This window comes from Mesorhizobium sp. M0571 (assembly GCF_040320985.1).
GTDB lineage: Bacteria > Pseudomonadota > Alphaproteobacteria > Rhizobiales > Rhizobiaceae > Mesorhizobium.
On sequence record NZ_JAMYQT010000006.1, the window covers coordinates 130660 to 148331 of the forward strand.

The 17672-nt window shown below is 63.2% G+C and carries 19 protein-coding genes; 12 read left to right on the plus strand and 7 right to left on the minus strand.

Annotation, left to right across the window (positions count from 1 at the left end):
• Positions 1-7: 7 nt before the first annotated feature.
• On the plus strand, positions 8-583 hold the full coding sequence (locus NKI85_RS10145) for a D-sedoheptulose-7-phosphate isomerase (RefSeq protein WP_352523273.1): 576 nt from the start codon (positions 8-10) through the stop codon (positions 581-583).
• Positions 584-932: 349 nt separating this feature from the next.
• Here NKI85_RS10145 and NKI85_RS10150 read toward each other — a convergent pair whose 3' ends face one another.
• A complete protein-coding gene (locus NKI85_RS10150) occupies positions 933-1409 on the minus strand; it encodes an Lrp/AsnC family transcriptional regulator (protein ID WP_352506729.1) in 477 nt (158 codons plus the stop codon).
• A 254-nt stretch (positions 1410-1663) separates the two neighbouring features.
• Between NKI85_RS10150 and trxB the strand changes: the two genes are divergently transcribed.
• Both trxB and NKI85_RS10160 read left to right on the plus strand, forming a co-directional pair.
• The gene (trxB, locus tag NKI85_RS10155) at positions 1664-2638 is read left to right on the plus strand and encodes a thioredoxin-disulfide reductase (protein WP_352523274.1); all 975 of its coding nucleotides are present in this window, start codon (positions 1664-1666) and stop codon (positions 2636-2638) included.
• Between the two features lie 98 nt (positions 2639-2736).
• Positions 2737-3633 carry a LysR family transcriptional regulator gene (locus NKI85_RS10160; RefSeq protein ID WP_352523275.1) on the plus strand — a complete coding sequence of 299 codons (897 nt, stop codon included), beginning with the start codon at positions 2737-2739 and terminating at the stop codon, positions 3631-3633.
• Positions 3634-3802: 169 nt separating this feature from the next.
• Here the strand turns inward: NKI85_RS10160 and NKI85_RS10165 are convergent, their stop codons facing one another.
• From NKI85_RS10165 to NKI85_RS10175, 3 genes are all read right to left on the minus strand, one after another.
• On the minus strand, positions 3803-4300 hold the full coding sequence (locus NKI85_RS10165; RefSeq protein ID WP_352523276.1) for a methyltransferase family protein: 498 nt from the start codon (positions 4298-4300) through the stop codon (positions 3803-3805).
• An 835-nt stretch (positions 4301-5135) separates the two neighbouring features.
• Positions 5136-7187, minus strand: coding sequence for an elongation factor G (locus NKI85_RS10170; RefSeq protein ID WP_352523278.1), 2052 nt, complete (start codon positions 7185-7187; stop codon positions 5136-5138).
• A 156-nt stretch (positions 7188-7343) separates the two neighbouring features.
• Complete coding sequence (locus tag NKI85_RS10175) at positions 7344-8210, minus strand: alpha/beta fold hydrolase (protein WP_352776692.1); 867 nt, start codon at positions 8208-8210, stop codon at positions 7344-7346.
• Positions 8211-8354: 144 nt separating this feature from the next.
• Here NKI85_RS10175 and NKI85_RS10180 point away from each other — a divergent pair, with 144 nt between their 5' ends.
• Together NKI85_RS10180 and NKI85_RS10185 are read left to right on the plus strand one after the other, a co-directional pair.
• Positions 8355-8954 carry a methyltransferase family protein gene (locus tag NKI85_RS10180; RefSeq protein WP_352523281.1) on the plus strand — a complete coding sequence of 200 codons (600 nt, stop codon included), beginning with the start codon at positions 8355-8357 and terminating at the stop codon, positions 8952-8954.
• Positions 8955-9017: 63 nt separating this feature from the next.
• On the plus strand, positions 9018-9413 hold the full coding sequence (locus tag NKI85_RS10185; RefSeq protein ID WP_352523282.1) for a (R)-mandelonitrile lyase: 396 nt from the start codon (positions 9018-9020) through the stop codon (positions 9411-9413).
• 61 nt (positions 9414-9474) lie between these two features.
• On the opposite strand, the gene NKI85_RS10190 is transcribed toward NKI85_RS10185, so the two are convergent.
• Complete coding sequence (locus NKI85_RS10190; RefSeq protein ID WP_352523283.1) at positions 9475-10677, minus strand: pyridoxal phosphate-dependent aminotransferase; 1203 nt, start codon at positions 10675-10677, stop codon at positions 9475-9477.
• A 208-nt stretch (positions 10678-10885) separates the two neighbouring features.
• Here NKI85_RS10190 and NKI85_RS10195 point away from each other — a divergent pair, with 208 nt between their 5' ends.
• The 4 genes from NKI85_RS10195 (at position 10886) to NKI85_RS10210 (ending at position 14049) form a co-directional block, all read left to right on the plus strand.
• Positions 10886-11776, plus strand: coding sequence for an EAL domain-containing protein (locus NKI85_RS10195; RefSeq protein WP_352776693.1), 891 nt, complete (start codon positions 10886-10888; stop codon positions 11774-11776).
• Entirely contained in the window at positions 11773-12627 is an 855-nt protein-coding gene (locus NKI85_RS10200; RefSeq protein ID WP_352523285.1) for an EAL domain-containing protein, read from the plus strand. Before NKI85_RS10195 ends, NKI85_RS10200 begins: the two co-directional genes overlap by 4 nt.
• Before the next feature lie 65 nt (positions 12628-12692).
• On the plus strand, positions 12693-13250 hold the full coding sequence (locus NKI85_RS10205) for a tetratricopeptide repeat protein (RefSeq protein WP_352776694.1): 558 nt from the start codon (positions 12693-12695) through the stop codon (positions 13248-13250).
• A 190-nt stretch (positions 13251-13440) separates the two neighbouring features.
• The gene (locus NKI85_RS10210; protein ID WP_352523287.1) at positions 13441-14049 is read left to right on the plus strand and encodes a glutathione S-transferase family protein; all 609 of its coding nucleotides are present in this window, start codon (positions 13441-13443) and stop codon (positions 14047-14049) included.
• 472 nt (positions 14050-14521) lie between these two features.
• On the opposite strand, the gene NKI85_RS10215 is transcribed toward NKI85_RS10210, so the two are convergent.
• Positions 14522-14734, minus strand: coding sequence for a cold-shock protein (locus tag NKI85_RS10215; RefSeq protein WP_023678332.1), 213 nt, complete (start codon positions 14732-14734; stop codon positions 14522-14524).
• A gap of 298 nt (positions 14735-15032) precedes the next feature.
• On the opposite strand from NKI85_RS10215, the gene NKI85_RS10220 reads away from it, so the two are divergent.
• Positions 15033-15359, plus strand: coding sequence for a hypothetical protein (locus NKI85_RS10220; RefSeq protein WP_352523289.1), 327 nt, complete (start codon positions 15033-15035; stop codon positions 15357-15359).
• A 160-nt stretch (positions 15360-15519) separates the two neighbouring features.
• Here NKI85_RS10220 and NKI85_RS10225 read toward each other — a convergent pair whose 3' ends face one another.
• Positions 15520-16089, minus strand: a complete 570-nt coding sequence (locus NKI85_RS10225; RefSeq protein WP_352523290.1) for a methylated-DNA--[protein]-cysteine S-methyltransferase — start codon at positions 16087-16089, stop codon at positions 15520-15522.
• 160 nt (positions 16090-16249) lie between these two features.
• On the opposite strand from NKI85_RS10225, the gene NKI85_RS10230 reads away from it, so the two are divergent.
• Both NKI85_RS10230 and NKI85_RS10235 read left to right on the plus strand, forming a co-directional pair.
• On the plus strand, positions 16250-17071 hold the full coding sequence (locus NKI85_RS10230; RefSeq protein WP_352523292.1) for a transglycosylase SLT domain-containing protein: 822 nt from the start codon (positions 16250-16252) through the stop codon (positions 17069-17071).
• Positions 17064-17552 (plus strand): GNAT family N-acetyltransferase, encoded by a 489-nt coding sequence (locus tag NKI85_RS10235; RefSeq protein ID WP_352523293.1) that lies wholly within the window; start codon positions 17064-17066, stop codon positions 17550-17552. Before NKI85_RS10230 ends, NKI85_RS10235 begins: the two co-directional genes overlap by 8 nt.
• The last annotated feature ends 120 nt before the right edge of the window (positions 17553-17672 follow it).

The following is a 17672-nucleotide window of genomic DNA, read 5'->3' on the forward strand; positions in this document are numbered from 1 at the left end:
GGGTTTCATGTCCGAACTGAACGAATACCTGGTCCGCTCGGCGGCCGCGATTTCGGCGATGATCGAGCGCGACCTTGCCAGTGAGATGGAGCGGGCGGTGAGCGCCGTGGTCGCGGCGCTTTCGCAAGGAAAGGCACTGCTGATAGCCGGCAATGGCGGCTCGGCCAGCGATGCCATCCACATCGCCGGCGAGCTGGTCGGCCGCTTCCTCAGGGAGCGCAAGGCCTACAACGTCATCGCGCTGCCGGCCAATGCGGCGGTGCTGACCGCCTGGGGCAATGATTACGGCTTCGACACGGTGTTTGCGCGCCAGGTCGAGGCGCACGGCTCGGCGGGTGCGGTGCTGCTCGCCATTTCGACCAGCGGCAATTCGCCAAGCATCCTCGCCGCCGCAGAGCAGGCGCGCTTGATGGACATGACGGTGATCAGCCTGACCGGCGACACCGGCGGCAAGCTGAAGCCATTGTCGGACATCCTGCTCAACGTGCCCTCGACCTCGACGCCGATCATCCAGCAGGGGCATTTGTGCCTTTATCACCATTTGTGCGAAATAGTCGAAACGCGCCTCTGCGACGCGGGGTGATCGCGCGTTCCCCTTGCAGGGGCAGATGGCCGGCAGGGGGTGCTGTCCCGCCGACTTCTCAAGACCTGGGTTCCTCGCCCACCGCGAAGCGGGGGAGAGGTGGGCGCGCAGCGGCCGGAGAGGGGCTTTCGTAGAGCGCGGTTCCCCTCTCCGTCTCGGCTTTGCCGAGCCACCTCTCCCCACTTTCGTGGGGCGAGGAACCCAAGCTGGAATGAAGGCCGGCAACTTTGTTCTTGCTTTGTGCCGGCAGCTATGCTACTAATCTAGCTATGGTGCTGATTCGCGCCGACGACCCGCCGCCGAGGCGGGTTTTTTATTTCTCAGGCGCTTTGCCTGGGATCGTACCCACTTAAGCCGAAAACGCCACCAGGCCTTCGTCCTTGACCCGGCGGATGGTCAGCGCGGTTCGCACAGTGTCGACATTGGGTGCCGAGGCCAGTTCCTCGATGACGAAGGTCTGGAAGGTACCGAGGTCGCTTGCCACGCAATGCAGCAGGAAGTCGGACTCGCCCGACACCATCCAGGCATCGCGCACGATCGGCCAGCCGCGGGTGCGCTCGGCGAAGGTCTTGAGCTCGGCGTCGGCCTGATGATGCAGGCCGATCAGGCAGAAGGCGACGACGTCGAGGCCGAGCGCCGGCGCATTGAGCAGAGCGCGATAGCCGCGGATGACGCCGGCCTCCTCCAGCCGCCTGACGCGGCGCAGGCATGGCGGCGCCGAAATGCCGACGCGGCTCGACAGTTCGACATTGGTCATACGCCCGTCCTGCTGAAGCTCGCGCAGGATCTTCCAGTCGATGGCATCGAGATCGGCCTTGATCGGCATGGCAGCTTCCGTGGTCACGCGAAAGAATCTTTCGCGACTTTGTAGTTAAACGACTTTGCTGTCCATTCCATCCGGTGGATCGAGGATTTTCGCATCGTCTTGCCGCGGGTTGCTTGCCGCCACCGTCGCGCCAAAGCTTTCCGGGGACGAACGGCAACTTGCCTTGCTGGCATCGCAGGCAACACTTACATTACGCGCAACAATCGACGAGAGTTCATGCCGCAATCCACGGCTGCTCCCCGCAGAGGCTTTTCATGATCACCAAGCACGCGCCTGTTCTCATCATCGGCTCCGGCCCTGCCGGCTATACGGCGGCGATCTATGCCGCCCGCGCCATGCTCAAGCCGATGCTGGTCGCCGGCCTGCAGCAGGGCGGACAGCTGATGATCACCACCGACGTTGAAAATTATCCGGGCTTCGCCGACCCGATCCAGGGTCCATGGCTGATGAGCGAAATGCTCAAGCAGGCCGAGCATGTCGGCACCGACATCGTCAACGACATCATCACCGAGGTCGACCTGAACGTGCGGCCGTTCCGCGCCAAGGGCGATTCCGGCACGACCTATACCGCCGATGCGCTGATCATCGCCACCGGCGCGCAGGCGAAGTGGCTGGGCATCCCGAGCGAACACACCTTCATGGGGTTTGGCGTCTCGGCCTGCGCCACCTGCGACGGTTTCTTCTATCGCGGCAAGGATGTCGCGGTGATCGGCGGCGGCAATTCGGCGGTGGAGGAAGCGCTCTATCTTTCCAACCTGGCCAAGAGCGTCACCGTCATTCACCGGCGCAGCGATTTCCGCGCCGAGCGCATCCTGCGCGAGCGGCTGCTCCAGAAAGAAAATGTCCGCGTCATCTGGGACACGGTGGTCGATGAGATCACCGGCCGGCCCGGCAAGGCGCCGCTGCCGCCGTCGATCGAAGGGCTGAAGCTGCGCAATGTGGTGACCGGCCAGGAGATGCATCTGGTGGTCGACGGCGTGTTCGTGGCGATCGGCCATGCGCCGGCGGTCGAGCTGTTTGCCGGCAAGCTGAAGCAGAAGCCGAACGGTTATCTGTGGACGGCGCCGGATTCGACCCGCACCGACATGCCGGGCGTGTTCGCCGCCGGCGACGTGACCGACGATATCTACCGTCAGGCGGTGACGGCGGCCGGGCTCGGCTGCATGGCCGCGCTCGAGGCGGAAAAATATCTCGCCGGGATCGAGGTTCACCGCGAAGCGGCGGAGTGATTGTTGAACAAGCGGCTGAGAAAAGCCGCGCAAAAGCCTGATTTTTCATTCAGACGCCAAAAACAGGCGGACGCCAGAAAACAGGACGAGGGGAAATCATGGCGTTGGATTGGGACAAGCTACGCGTGTTTCACGCCGCAGCGGAAGCGGGGTCGTTCACCCATGCTGCGGAAACCCTGCATTTGTCGCAATCGGCGATCTCGCGGCAGGTCAGCGCTCTCGAGCATGACGTCGGCGTGCCGCTGTTCAACCGCCACGCCCGCGGCCTGGTGCTGACCGAGCAGGGTGAGATGCTGTTCCGCACGGCGCACGACGTGCTGATGAAGCTCGAAACCATCAAGTCGCGGCTGACCGAAACCAAGGACCGGCCCTCCGGCGTGCTCAGGGTGACGACCACGGTCGGCCTCGGCGCCGGCTGGCTGACCGAGCGCGTACAGGAGTTCATCGAGCTCTATCCCGAGATCAGCCTGCAGCTCATCCTGGCCAATGAGGAGCTCGACCTCACCATGCGCCAGGCCGACTGTGCCATCCGGCTGCGCCAGCCGCAGCAGCCCGACCTCATCCAGCGCCGCCTGTTCACCGTGCATTTCCATCTCTACGCGGCGCCCTCCTATGTGAACAAATACGGCAAGCCGAATTCCATCGCCGAGCTGAAGGCCCATCGCATCGTCACCTTCGGCGTGCCGGTGCCGGCGCATCTGTCGGAACTGAACTGGCTGGAGACGGTCGGCGATTTCGAAGGCGGGCAAAGGGTGCCGACGCTGCAGATCAACGACATATTGTCGATCAAGCGGGCGGTGCAGGGCGGTGCCGGCATCGCGATGCTGCCCGATTACGTGGTCAGCAAGGATTCCGGGCTGGTGCAGTTGCTGCCCGAGACCGAAGTGCCGTCCTTCGACACCTATTTCGCCTATCCCGACGCGATGAAGAACCAGGCGAAGCTGCATGTCTTTCGCGATTTCATCATCGCCAAGGCCCGAAGCTGGTCGTTCTAGGGTATGTCGATATTCAGGTGAGGCCGGCCTGCGAACGGCGGCTTCCTCCGCTTCCGGTACTCACGTACCCAAAAGTACGCTCCGTTCCGGTTCTCGGAACCCACCTTTCTCGGCTCGGCCTGACCTGAATCTCAACACACCCTGAGACGGCGCCGCTCCATTTCCCGAGTCATCCACGCCAAGGCGTCAGGCGGGGCAGCCAGCCGGGCACGGCGCGACGGTAGGCCTCGTATTCGGCGCCGTAGCGGCGGGCAAGCGTCGGCTCCTCATGCAACTTGACGAAGGAGATCATGGCGGCCGCGGCGATGACTAGATAGGCGGCCACCGTCCAGCTCGAAAACAGCAGCGCCTGGCCGAGGATGATCGACAGCACAGCGACATACATCGGGTTGCGGACGTGGCGGTAGATGCCGCCGACGACCAGCCTCTCGGTCGGCGCGACCGGGGCGGGCGTGCCCAAACCCTCCACGGCAAACCGGGCGAAGGCGTGCAGCAGTACGGCTGTGCCGGCGATAACCAGCAGCCAGCCGACCGGAACGAAACCGGGCAGGCTCGACCAGGGCAGGCGATAGCGATCGGTCAGCAGCCAAGGCAGCAGTCCGGCGACAACGCCGGGCGCCGCAACAAGGAACAGAGCGCTGCCGGCGATCGCCGAAACGGCCCGCATGGAGGTCTCCTTACCCAAAGCGCACCCTTGAACGGTCTCTTGCGACGCGCTCCAGGCTTTATTCTTGTGCATGTCGTTATCCCAAACCGCTGCACCCTCGGGTCAAGCCCGAGGGCGGGCTTTTGGGCGACATGCACCAGCACGGTCAGGCTGCCGCAAAAATAAACGCGTGCTGCCCGATTCCACGTCATCCTGCGTTTTTCGCTCTTCCGAGCAAGAATCGCTGCTGTTTCGCGGCTACGGATCGATTTTTGCCTTGCCGCACGCCGCATTTCGGCGATTCAACTGGTCCTATTGCGCTTCGGGACGGATTAGACCACAGCCGGCGCCTTTTTGCATGTGTGTGTTGCAAAATAGATGCTTGTTTCTTGGGCATGAAGAGCAGATATATAGATCATCTCCTGAGCGCGTTCTCCTCCCATTAGCGCTCTCGAGTGTTCCCCTCTGGAGGTTAGCCTTAACAGGCACTTCCAATCAAACTCAGCCGGGTCTTCATTGATCCGGCTTTTTTGTTGCCTGAAATCAAGCCGCATCGACGGAAAATTGGCCGGAACTGGCGCGTAACAGTGACATGTAACCTCGGGTAACATGCCGCAGGCGCGCCAAATCGACTAAGCAGAGCATAGGACGCGGTGTGGCTCGTCCGGGGGATGGGGGCATCACTCGGACGACCCGGGCTCAGGCGGCTACCGCGTCCGAACCTTCCTCCGCCAAGCACCGGCGGCAAGCATGCGGCGGACCTGCCGTTTCGCCTCCCACGAAGACGGTCCGCAATGAAACGGCGCCCCCATGATCCGGGCGCCGTTTCCTTGTACCCTGGCGGCCAGCTGCTGTTTCAGGCGGCCTTGCCGTTGGCGTTCAGCGCTTCGTCGGCCAACCGGCCGGTGAGTTCGGCCATGTGGTCGAAGACGGCCCGGTAGCTGGCGACACCCGCCGTGGCCGAGCGCAGCTCGATGATGAGGTCGCCGATCTCGGCTTGCGGCATGGTCGCCTCGACGACGTCCCATCCGGGCCAACCGGGCCGCGCGTCGTAGCCGAGGATCTGGCCGCGCCGCTGCGGGATCAGCGCGATGATCTTCGACGTCGCGTCGGACGGCGTGACGATCTCGACCTTCATCACCGGCTCAAGCAATACCGGCGAGCACGCGGCCATGCCTTCCTTCATCGCCAGCTTCGCCGCCATCTGGAAGGCCATGTCGGAGGAATCGACCGCATGGTAGGAGCCGTCGGAAAGGTTGACGGCAACATCGACGACCGGGAAGCCGAGCGGGCCGGATTTCAGGTAATCGCGCACGCCGGTCTCGACCGACTGGATGTAGGTCTTCGGCACGACGCCGCCGGTGATCGTATCGGTGAACTGGAAGCCTGAACCGCGCGGCAGCGGTTTGATCTCGATCACCACGTCGCCGAACTGGCCGTGGCCACCCGATTGTTTCTTGTGGCGGCCGCGCTGCTGCGTCGCTTTGCGGATCGTCTCGCGGTAGGGCACGGCCGGCACATGGCCTTCGACCGGGATCTGGTTCTTGCCTTCCAGCCGCTCGCGCACGACGCGCAGATGCATCTCGCCATGCCCGGACAGCACGGTTTCGGCGGAATCCTGGTTGTGATGCAGGTTGAGCGAGGGATCTTCCTCGGCCAGGCGCTGGATGGCCGCCGACATCTTCACCTCGTCCTTGCGCTCTTTCGGCCGCAGCGCGAAGGCGAAGACCGGTTGCGGCGGTGCCAGCGTGGCCAGCGGCTTGATGCCGCCCTTGGTCGAGCTCAGCGTCTGGCCCGTCCTGACGGCGTCCAGCTTGCCGAGCGCGACCGTGTCGCCGGCCTTGGCCGAACTCAGCTTGAACTGGTCCTTGCCGAGCATCTTGTAGATGCCGGAGACCTTTGCCGTTTCGCCGCTGGAAAGGAACAGCTCGGCGGCATCGGCGACCTGGCCGGACAGGATGCGCGATACCGACAGCTTGCCGCCATGCGGGGTGTGGATGGTCTTCATCACCTGGACTGCGGTGGCATCGCCATCGGAAGCGCCGAGGCGCTTGCGTGTCGCCTCTATATTGGGTGCGTCGTGACGGATCGCCTTCAACAGGCGCAGCACGCCATTGCCCTTCTCGGCGGTGCCGATCAGCACCGGCGTCACCGTGCCGTCGCGCAGGTCGGCGGCGAGATCGTCGAAGATCGCATCCTTCGGCGGTTCGATCTCGTCCAGCAATTGCTCCATCAGCTGGTCGTCATGGTCGGCGAGCGTCTCCAGCATGGAAAAGCGCGCCTCGAGCTCGCGCGCCTTGTCGTCGCTCGGGATCTGGGCGACCTCGCTCTCGGCATATTCGCGATAGATGTAGGCCCGCTCCAAAGCGAGGTCGATCGAGCCGATAACGACGCCGTCCTTGCGCAGCGGGATCTGGCGCAGCAGCAGAGGCACCGAGCTCGCCGGCTGCAGCATCTTCAGCGTGTCGCGCACTCCGGATATCGCCTTGTCGACCTTGTTCAGGAACAGGATGCGCGGCACGCCGAGATCGTCGAGCTTGCGGATGATCAGCTGCAGGGCAGGGATCTTCTTCTCGTCGGCTTCGGCGACGACCACGGCGACATCGCAGGCGGCCAGCACCGGCTCGGCTTCGAAGGAGAATTCGATGGAGCCGGGGCAATCGACGAAGGTGAACGGCTCGCCCATGAATTCGGTGGTGGCGAAGGTCGCCTCGACGCTCATGGCATGAGCGCGCGCCTCGGGCGAATGATCGGAAACGGTATTTCCCGACGAAACGGGATTCTGGCGGGGAATGGCGCCTGTACGGGCAAGTATGGCTTCGAGAAGTGTCGTCTTACCGCTTGCGAAGGGACCGACTATGGCAATGCATTTCGGTCCCGTGCGTCGTCCTCCGGCGCGAGTACCCATGGCTGACCTCCACTCAGGCGTTTCCCTGTGAGCGGCGGCCGGCCTGTCGGCCGTCGCGGGCGAGGCTTTTTTCAATTTGCCACCTACCCAAGCGGCATCGTCCCACGGGCAGGCCGGGAGGGCAAGGGATTTGAGGTTGAAGTTCGGGGGCCGGGTTCAGCCGGTGCCGGCTTGGCGCGACGCCAGCGGAGTTCCGTCCACGCGCTGCGCCACGACCGCCTCGGCAAAGCGCGCGAGCAACGGATTGAACAGGTCCGCACGCTCCCAGAAAGGCGCATGCCCGGCACCGGAAATAATGTGGCACTGCTCCCACAACGAGCCGCAGGCGAGCGTTTCAAAATAGCCGAGCCGGACGAACGGGTCGTTCTCGCCATTGACGATGGCGACCGGAAACGCGGCTTGCTCGACCACCTGTCTCTGGTCGGCGCCCTTGCCGGTGAGCATGCCGCGCGTCACCGCGGCGCGCAGCCGGCCGTCGGTGCGCAGGATGGTTTTGCGGAACGACGGGTCGGCGGTGTCGCCGAAGCAGAGCGTTTCGAAGCGCTCGGCATCGCGTTCGGAATACGTCTTCTTGGAGGCCAGCAGCATATCCCAATGAGCATGGAAGCCGCGCAGCATGCCGAAAGGGCCCTTCGATACCGGCGGTGCGCCGGTCAGCATCAGTCCGCCGACCGCCGGGTGGAGACTCGCGAGCTCGATCGCCACGTGTCCGCCGAGCGACCAGCCGAAGACGACGGCGCGGTCGATCCCCAAGCCATCGAGAAGCTGAGCCGCCGATTGGGCAAGACCGGCGATGGTGTAGTCCGTCGCCGGATCGCGGGCGTCCGACGATTCTCCGTGACCGGGCAGGTCGAAGGCAATCAACCGATGGGCAGCGGCCAAGGGGCTGTCGAACTGACGGGCGAATACGGCGCGCGAACTGCCCGACCCATGGATCAGGACAAGCGGGACGCCGGGTCCCGACGACTGGCTGAGGCGCAAATCCGCTTGCGGTGTGCGGATCGTGCGATGGGAAACGGCCATAGCGTGTTGGACCTTCGAATTGTCTCAACGTCAACATTGCATGCCGAGGTCACCATGTTGTTTAGAGTGGTGGTTAAGAAATGATTTCTCGGCTTCTGCCGGGTATGATGCAGCGAATCCACCACAGCTAACCCCGGGACCCTGATGATGGAATCCACTCTCGACCTTCTCGTCTCGATCAGCAGCATCGCCACGCTCGGCCAATATGCCTGGTCCATGCGCGCGCATTTCCAGTCGCCGACCATGTCTCCAGGCGCCATGGTCATTTCGGCTGTCGTCGTCGGCACGGCGCTGTTCTTTCTTGCGCTCCTGTGGATCGAGCGGCAGCCGGGGACGGCGAAGATCGGCGGGCTCGCCATCGAGCTGGCAAGCTCGGCGCTGTTCTGGTGGGCGATCTCGGTCTCCCGCAAGGCGCGGCTGCGTTTCGCATTCGACCCCGAAACTCCCGACAGCCTGGTGACCGAAGGCCCGTATTTCCACGTCCGCCATCCGTTCTACACGTCCTACATCATCTTCTGGATAGGGTGGGGTATCGCGACCTGGTCGGTCTGGGCGGTGGTGCCGGTCGCCGGCATCGTTGCGATCTACGCGATCGCAGCATTGGACGAAGAGCGAAAATTTTCGCGGACAAGGCTGGCCGGTGCCTACAACGCCTACCGCGGACGCACCGGCCTGTTTTGGCCGCGCCTTGTCCGCGGCCGGCAGGGCATGCAGCCGGCATCGGACGAAAGTGGTAGGGTCTAGACAGAAGGAACGGCCGTTGCCGGACCGCCCACCACATTAGAACTAGAGCGAGGATTTGCGACGATGAAGATCATTGCCTGCGGCAGCGTGCCGACGATCATTGCGCCGGACAAATACTTCACCGGCCGGGTGTTGCAGACGCCGATCATCGAGAAGGAAGCGCCGGCGCGGCTCAGGGCCACCACGGTCAGCTTCGAGCCCGGCGCCCGCACCCACTGGCACACGCATCCGCTCGGCCAGACGCTCTATGTCACGTCCGGCGCCGGCCTCGCGCAAAGCTGGGGCGGGCCGATACAGGAGATCCGGGCCGGCGACGTCGTCTCCTTCGCGGCCGGCGAAAAGCACTGGCACGGCGCCGCGCCCAAATCGGCGATGACGCATATCGCCATGCAGGAAGCGCTCGAGGGTGTGCATGTCGACTGGCTGGAGAAGGTGAACGACGAGCAGTATGGCGGCTGAAAGGTTCTGGGCTGAAAAACCCGGCTTGCGCCGGGTTTTTCTTTGGCAGCAATATGCCCGATCAGATCAGCGAGGCGGTGAAACGCTGGATGCGCGTGCAGGCCTCTTCGAGCAATGCCTCCGACGTGGCGTAGGAGATGCGGAAGTTCGGGCCGAGGCCAAAGGCCGAGCCGAAAACAACCGCCACGCCCTCGGCATCGAGCAGTTCCGAGCAGAAGGTTTCGTCGCCGTCGATCACCTTGCCGCTCTTGGTCTTCCTGCCGATCAGCTGGGCACAGGAGGGATAGACGTAGAACGCACCCTCCGGCGACGGGCAGGTGATGCCGCGCGCCTGGTTGAGCATCGAGACGACGAGATCGCGCCGGCCCTGGAAGATCGCCTTGTTCTTCGGGATGAAATCCTGCGGCCCGTTCAGCGCTTCGACCGCCGCCCATTGGGCGATGGTGCAGGCGCCGGAGGTCTGCTGGCCCTGGATCATGTCCATCGCCTTGATCAGCGGCACCGGGCCTGCCGCATAGCCGATGCGCCAGCCAGTCATGGCATAGGCCTTCGACACTCCGTTCATAGTCAGCGTGCGCTCATAGAGTTTCGGCTCGACCTCGGCGATGGTTTTGAAGACGAAGTCGCCATAGATCAGATGCTCGTACATGTCGTCGGTCAGCACCCAGACATGGGGATGTCTCAACAGCACGTCGGCCAGGCCCTTGAGCTCCGCTTCGGCATAGGCGGCGCCCGACGGATTGGACGGCGAGTTCATCAACAGCCATTTGGTGCGCGGCGTGATCGCCTTCTCCAGCGCCGCCGGGGTCAGCTTGAAGCCGTTGTCGATGGAGGTGTCGGCAAAGGCCGACGTGCCGCCGCAGATCGCCACCATTTCGGGATAACTCACCCAATAGGGCCGCGGGATGATCACCTCGTCGCCGGGGTTCAGCGTCGCCATGAAGGCGTTGAACAGGATCTGCTTGCCGCCGGTGCCGACGATGGTCTGCTCCGGCCGGTAGTCGAGATTATTCTCGCGCTTGAACTTTTTCGCGATCGCCTCGCGCAGCGACACGATGCCGGATACCGGCGGATATTTCGTCTCACCGCGGCGGATGGCCTCGATTGCGGCGTTCTTGATATTGTCGGGCGTGTCGAAGTCCGGTTCGCCGGCGCCCAGCCCGATCACGTCCCGGCCGGCGTTTTTCAGCTCGCGCGCTTTCTGCGTCACCGCGATGGTCGCGGAAGGCTTCACGCGGGACAGGGCGTCGGCAAGAAAGGCCATGACAGGTATCTCCAAAAAGGACCGGCGCGGCGAAGGCGCCGCGGCGCCTCTCATGTCGTATCATCTTGTCAAGCGCAAGCCCGGGCGCAAGCATTGTCGGATGAGCCAGCCCGCAAATCCCGGCAACAATAAATTCATCAACAGCCGGTAAAAGTTTGAATGGCAGGGATCGCAACCCGGTCCGCCAAGTCTCGCATAGCGAGGAACCGTGACGCGCAGCATCGGGCTCGCCCATATCATCCGCCACAATGACGGCACCGCCAGCGGTGTCTGGGCCGCCTATACGCTGCAAAGCGCTTTCCAGCCGATCTTCGCCTTCAACAAGGGCAAGCATTCCGTCGTCGCCTTCGAGGGGCTGATCCGGCCGTTCCGCGACGGCGAGCCGCAGCCGCCGATGAGTTTCTTCAACAGCTGTCCCGCTGTCGACCGCCTGCACATCGAGGCGCTGACAAGGACGCTGCACCTTCTGAACGCCGGCGCCTGCCTGCCGCGAGACGCCTCGATCTTCATCAATTTCGATCCGTCGGTGTTCACCGATCGCAGCATTGCCGATAAGGCGCTGCGCGACATGCGGCTGGTGTTGCACGAGGCGGACATCGATCCGCGCCGCGTCGTCTGCGAGGTCACCGAGCAGAAATCGGCATCGCAGGAAACGCTCTACAATTTCGTCGAGGCGCTCAGGGGCAATGGTTTGCGCATTGCCGTCGACGATTACGGCGCCGACGAGTCCGACATCAATCGCATCAAGGAGCTCAGGCCAGACATCGTCAAGTTCGACGCCGACTGGATCATGACACTGATGGAGTCCGGTGCCGGCTTCGCTTTGCTGACCGCCATGGTGACAAGCTTCGAAGAACAAGGCATCCGAACGGTATTCGAGGGCATCGAGACGGGCTGGCAGCTAGAGCTCGCCGAAAAGTCGGGCGCCTCGATGGTGCAGGGCTACGTGCTGGCGCGCCCTGAGCTTGCGCCGACCAGCTTTCACGTCTTCGACAAGAGCGGGCAGGCGGCCGCGGAGTCGCCGGACATGGAGAAGGTGCCTGCGGCCGTTCCGCCGCGGCGACGGATGCGGGCCTTCGGCCGCAGGGTGGCATCGTGACCGGGCAAGCCGACATGCGGCGCAAGGTCGGCGAGGCGATCTTTGCCGACGAGGTCGGCATCGAATACGGCGTCTACGGCACATTCCGGCTGAGGAGCGCCTACCAGCCGGTCTTCGCGCCGCGCGGCAGGTTTCTCGCCGCCGTCGCGGTGGAGGGACTGATCGAGCCGCATCGTGCCGGCAGGCCGGTGGCGCCGCAAATGTTCTTCGAAGGCGTGCCGGCAGCGGATCGCCTGTTTGTCGAAACCATGTGCCGGGTGCTGCATTTGCGCAATTTCCGCAACATCGGCCTCGACGGGCTCGACCTGTTCTTCAACTACAATCCGCTGATCAATGATGATCCCGCACGGGCACTGGCCGAAATCAGGCTGATGACCAGGCATCTGGCGGATTTCGGCCTGCATCCCGGCATGTTGGTTTGCGAGATCACCGAGCAGGCGGCCGGCGACAAGCTGCTTGTCAGGCTGGCGCGTGAGATGCGGCGCGACGGCATCCGCATCGCCATCGACGATTTCGGCACCGGGCATTCGACGGAAGAAAGGGTCGCCCTCGTGCAGCCCGACATCGTCAAGATCGACGGCACCTGGTTCGCCGAATTCTGCCGCCATGCCGCCGCCGAACGGTTCTTCCGGCCGCTGGTTTCGGCGCTGCACGACCGCGGCACCAAGGTGCTGGTCGAAGGAATCGAGAATGCCACTCGTTTGCGCGTCGCGCTGGATGGCGGCGTCGACCTTTTGCAGGGTTATCATCTGGCGCGGCCGGCGCTGGCCGGCATGGTCTTCGATGAAGAACCGCTGCCTATCGACAGGCTGCTTGGCATGGACAACAACGTCGTGCCTTTATTCGGCTAGCATGGTGCCGGCCCAAATCAAGTCACGATACCGGATCGCAGACGACCGAAATGAGAGAGAAACGTATGTCTGACGAGGATGATCTTCAATTGTTGCAGGCTAAGCAGGCTCTCCAGAGAGGTGATATGCAGGCGGCAACATCGATTCTCTTAGATGCAATGAAGTATGAGGGTAAGAAAGCAGCGGCAGCGTACTCACTGGGTATAGCCTACGATATGGACAGCGCCTTTCAAAACACAGACTTGGCTGTGGAGTATTATTCGATAGCGGAGAGTCTAGGTAGTGACATCGCAACATATAGAATTGCAGGGGTACAACAGAGATCTGGCAATTTTGTCGAAGCGATAGAAAGATTTAAGAGAATTTCGGACAGCAACCCGTCGGCGGCGTATTGGTGTTATAGGTTGATAAAGGACGTTAACCCGTCCGATCCGCAGGTCGAAATATTTCGAGACAAAGGAGCATCTCAGGGGCACGTCCTTGCAAAAAGGGACATCCTAATAGAAGGATTGAAGGGCAAGAAGGGGATAAGACGAATGTTTACCTCTGCGTTTGGTATTGTTAAATTATTCCATGAAATTAAAACGGCAGCCGCAGAGAAAAATGAGATATTGTACCAATAGACTTTTAGATAATTCCTTTCGGGCCATGCCGATATCCCGGTGATGCCGGCAATCTCGACACATCCCGATGCATCAGCGGCGCTGATCGATACGCCAAAACAAATCACTGGATGAAGCCGCCGTTGTCGCGATAAAGCCGGTCGGCTCATCGAGCCTCGACGCTGTCGTCGCAGGAGCAAAGGGAGCGCCAATGATACTCTACGGAATGATCGACAGCGGCAATTGCTACAAGCCGCGCCTCTTGATGGCCAAGCTCGGCATCCCTTTCACCAACGTCGAGGTCAGCTCGCATACTGGCGACACGCGCAAGCCCGACTATGTCGCCAAGAACCCGAACGCCATGGTGCCGCTGCTCGAACTCGACGATGGCCGGCGGCTTGCCGAATCCAACGCCATCCTGCTCTATCTCGCCGAAGGCACGCGGTTCCTGCCGGCGGACAGATATGAACGCGCGCTGACCTATCAGTGGCTTTTCTTCGAGCAATACAGCCACGAGCCTTATATCGCCGTTCGCAGGGCGCTGCTGACCTTTCCCGAACGGGCCAGGGATGCGACGCCGGAGCGGCTGGCGCTGACGCTGGAGCGCGGCAACAAGGCGCTTGGCGTCATGGACAAGCGCCTGGCCGAGAGCCGATTCTTCGCCGGCGAGGCGCTCAGCGTCGCCGACATCGCGCTCTATGCCTATACGCATGCGGCCGAGATGGGCGGCTTTCAGCTCGACGCTTATCCGGCGGTCGCCGCCTGGCTGAAACGGGTCGAGGCCGATCCGGGGCACGTGCCGCTGGAGTGGGTGGGTTGAGTGCAACTCGCCGACCTTGCTGAGCAACGTTGGCGGTTAGCGAAATCTTCGGCGAAAGCGTCCTTCTCCCCGTCACTATACGGGGAGAAGATGGCGGCAGCCAGATGAGGGGCGGCGCCAGCCCTTTGTCGTAATGTCGTGCTTGGCAGTGCGATTAGTAGGTCTGATGCGTCGCGCTGCCCCTCATCGCCCTGCCGGGCACTTCTCCCGGTATAGTGACGGGGAGAAGGACGCCGTGTTGCCGGTTTCGCCAATTGTCGGCGTCTGAAATCCAGACAGCAAAAAGGCGGGACAAAATCCCGCCTTCCCATGCTTGGTAGCCTGATCGGGAGCGCTTTGGCCGGGCCGGCAGCAATCTGCTGCTTCGGCTTGTCGGGGTCTTTCGCTCCGGCGCGCTTCTCGCGCGACCGCCAGTACATCCGTGACTTGCCGCACGCCCCGGGCTATCGCCCGGCGCGCGCCATTCGCAAAATCAGGCTGCCTTGCTCAGAGATCCAGCGGACGATTTGCCAGTGCGGCGGTCCTGCTCGATCTCGAAGTTGATCTTCTGGCCTTCAACCAGGGTCGACAGTCCAGCGCGCTCGACTGCAGAGATGTGGACGAAAACGTCCGCGCCGCCGCTGTCAGGCTGAATGAAGCCGAAACCCTTGGTGGAATTAAACCACTTGACCGTACCTGTTGCCATTTCGATAGTCCTTTACGTTTGCTTTGGTTTGACTGGGCCGAAACCCAGCCGATTTGTATCGAGATTTTGGAGATAGAACGTCAGCAAACGCGAATATCGCGAGGCCCGGATCGATCGGCCGAAATATCAATGGACCGCATATAATATGCTTTCGCGCAAAAAACAAGACGGGGCGGAAAATGGCGCCGCGGCAACGCTGCCCAACGGCCGCCCCAATCGCGTGAGAGCGTCGTTGTTGCGCGCCTGACGCGGCAGGATCGCGCCGGCTTCGGGCGCGGCCGGGTTTGGGGAGAGGGCCATGAAAATCGTTCTGCTTGCCGCTTGCCTGACGCTGGTGGCCGCCGAGGCGCAGGCGGTCTCGCGCTACGACCCGACCCGCATGAGCTGCGGCAAGGTGCAGGCGACGATCGCGCGCGAGGGCGCGGTCATCCTGCGCTACAGATCGGCGCGCGTGCCGGGGCTGGCGCTCTACGACCGCTACGTGCGGAGCCAGCAATTCTGCGATATGGGCGAGGTTAGGGCGCGGGCTTCGGTGCCGAGCGCCGATACGAATTCCTGCACCGTCTACAAATGCAAGCGTGTGGAGATCGACCGACGCTTCCGCCGGCGCCTGCTTCCGGATTAGGTCTTCGAGATGATGCGCCGGGGTGTGTTGAGATTCAGGTCAGGCCGAGCTGAAAATGGTGGATTCCGAGAACCGGAGCGGAGCGTACTTTGGGTACGTGAGCACCGGAAGCGCAGGAAGCCGCCATTTGCAGGCCGGCATCACCTGAATATCAACATACCTAGAACCCGAACGACACCTGCGCCGCCGGCGGCGGGCCGACGCGTACGCCTTCCATTGCCAGCATCTTTTCCTTGGTGGCCGAGCCGCCGGGGGCGGAAAAGCCGCCGATCTTGCCGCCGGCGGCAAGGATGCGGTGGCAAGGGATGACCAGCGGCACCGGGTTGGCGCCGAGCGCGGCGCCCGTCTCACGCGCGAGCCCGGCATGGCCGGCGCGTTTGGCCAGTTCGCCATAGGTGGTGGTTTCGCCGAAGGCGAGTTTTCGCGCGGCATCATAGATCGCCAGGCGGAACTCGTCGACGCCGCTGAGATCGACCGGCACGCCGGAGAAATTGACGTCCTCGCCGGCGGCGTAGGCCTTGATCGACGCGATCAGCTCGGTAACCCATTGCGGTTCGGGCTGCGCAGGCTGCTCGGCGGCAGCATGGCGCAACAGCCGGCGCTCCACCGCGTCGCGGCTGCGCTGCGGCAGGCAGAGCCGGGTCAGCCCGGCTTCGCTCCAGGCGATGCCCATGAAGCCGAGCACGGTTTCGAAGACCGCGTGGCCGATGGTGGCATGAGGGGCGTGCATGGCGTGCTCCTTTCCGAAAAATCGAAGTACAAATCCAGAACAATATCGCATTTCCCGGCCCGGCTCGCCACCCGAAAACCACCGGGTACCGCGGATTGCCCGGGGAAAGATGCTGGTGTAAGGACTTCTTAACACCCGACGAACCGGACCCGAGCGCCGCTTGCCAGCAAAATTCCTCTTTCCCGTCCTTGCGGCGGTGTTGGCTCTGACCGCTCTCAGCGGCTGCACCTCGACTTCGCCGTCGACCCCGGCGTCCGCCTTCACTGAAAATAACACCACTGCCGATGCCGGTTTCACGCTGGCGCTGCCCGACACGGTTTCGGTCCTGCCGGAACCATCCGGCGTCGCCCAGGCGGCTGCACTGCCGGTCGAGCCGGCCGCCGCCTTTGCCGGGCCGACGCCGCTGGCGGCTTCTGCGCCCAGCGTCATGACGGCCAACGCCCAGCCAGCCGCCGTGACGGCCGCTGTCGCCATGCCGGTCACCGAACAGACCGCTGCCATGCCCGGCGTTCAGCCGGTTTCTTATACTGTGCCGCAGAACCCGGCCGCCCTGGCCGCGACCGACCCGGCAGAGGGGCAGTCGAACGCCGGCGGCCGCAGCGAGATCGAGCGGCTGATCGAGAAATATTCCGCGCTCTACCAGGTGCCGGTCGATCTGGTGCGCAGTGTCGTCAACCGCGAGAGCACCTTCAACCCGAAAGCCTACAATCACGGCCATTGGGGGCTAATGCAGATCAAGCACGCAACGGCGCGCGGCATGGGCTATGACGGGCCGGCGAGCGGCCTGTTCGACGCCGAGACCAACCTGAAATATGCGGTGAAATATCTGCGCGGCGCCTGGCTGGTCAGCGGCGGCAATCCCAAGCGCGCCGACCGGCTCTACCAGAGCGGCTATTATTACGACGCCAAGCGCAGGGGTATGCTGGGCGAAACCGGCCTTGACAGCGACCGCTTGCGTCGCCGCATGCAGCCCGATGCCTGAGCCGCGTCCGCCGGCGCCAAACGAAATAAGACTGCGCAAGGTCCTCGACGACACGCTTCTGGCGCCGCGCTGGCCGGAAGGGTTTTTCATGCGCGGCTTCGAAGCCGCCGATGCACTCGCTTTGCATACGCTGTTGACCGCGGTGTTCGACGACGGCGCCGATGGGCCGTTCGACCAATGGTGGCCGCGCGTTTCGGGCGACGCCGAATTCGACCCCGGTTTGTGTTTCCTGGTCATCGACCGCAAAGGCCGTCTGGCGGGTGCGGCGCTCTGCTGGACGCGGGCTTTCGTCAAGGACCTTGCCGTCCACCCCGAGGCGCGCGACAAGGGCATAGCCGAAGCGCTGATGCGCCACGCCTTTGCGGTGTTTCGTGCGAGGGGTGCTGCGCATGTCGATCTCAAGACCAATACGGTCGAGAACGCCGCCGCGGTCAGGCTCTATCAGCGGCTGGGAATGGTCGAGGTGGATTGGGCGGGGTGAGCATAGGTTTGCCTCAGCGAAGCTGATCGCCATTTGGCGAAGTCGGCGCTGCCCCTCATCCGGCTGCCGCCACCTTCTCCCCGTATAGTGACGGGTAGAAGGGGCTGGCCGCAACGCCGG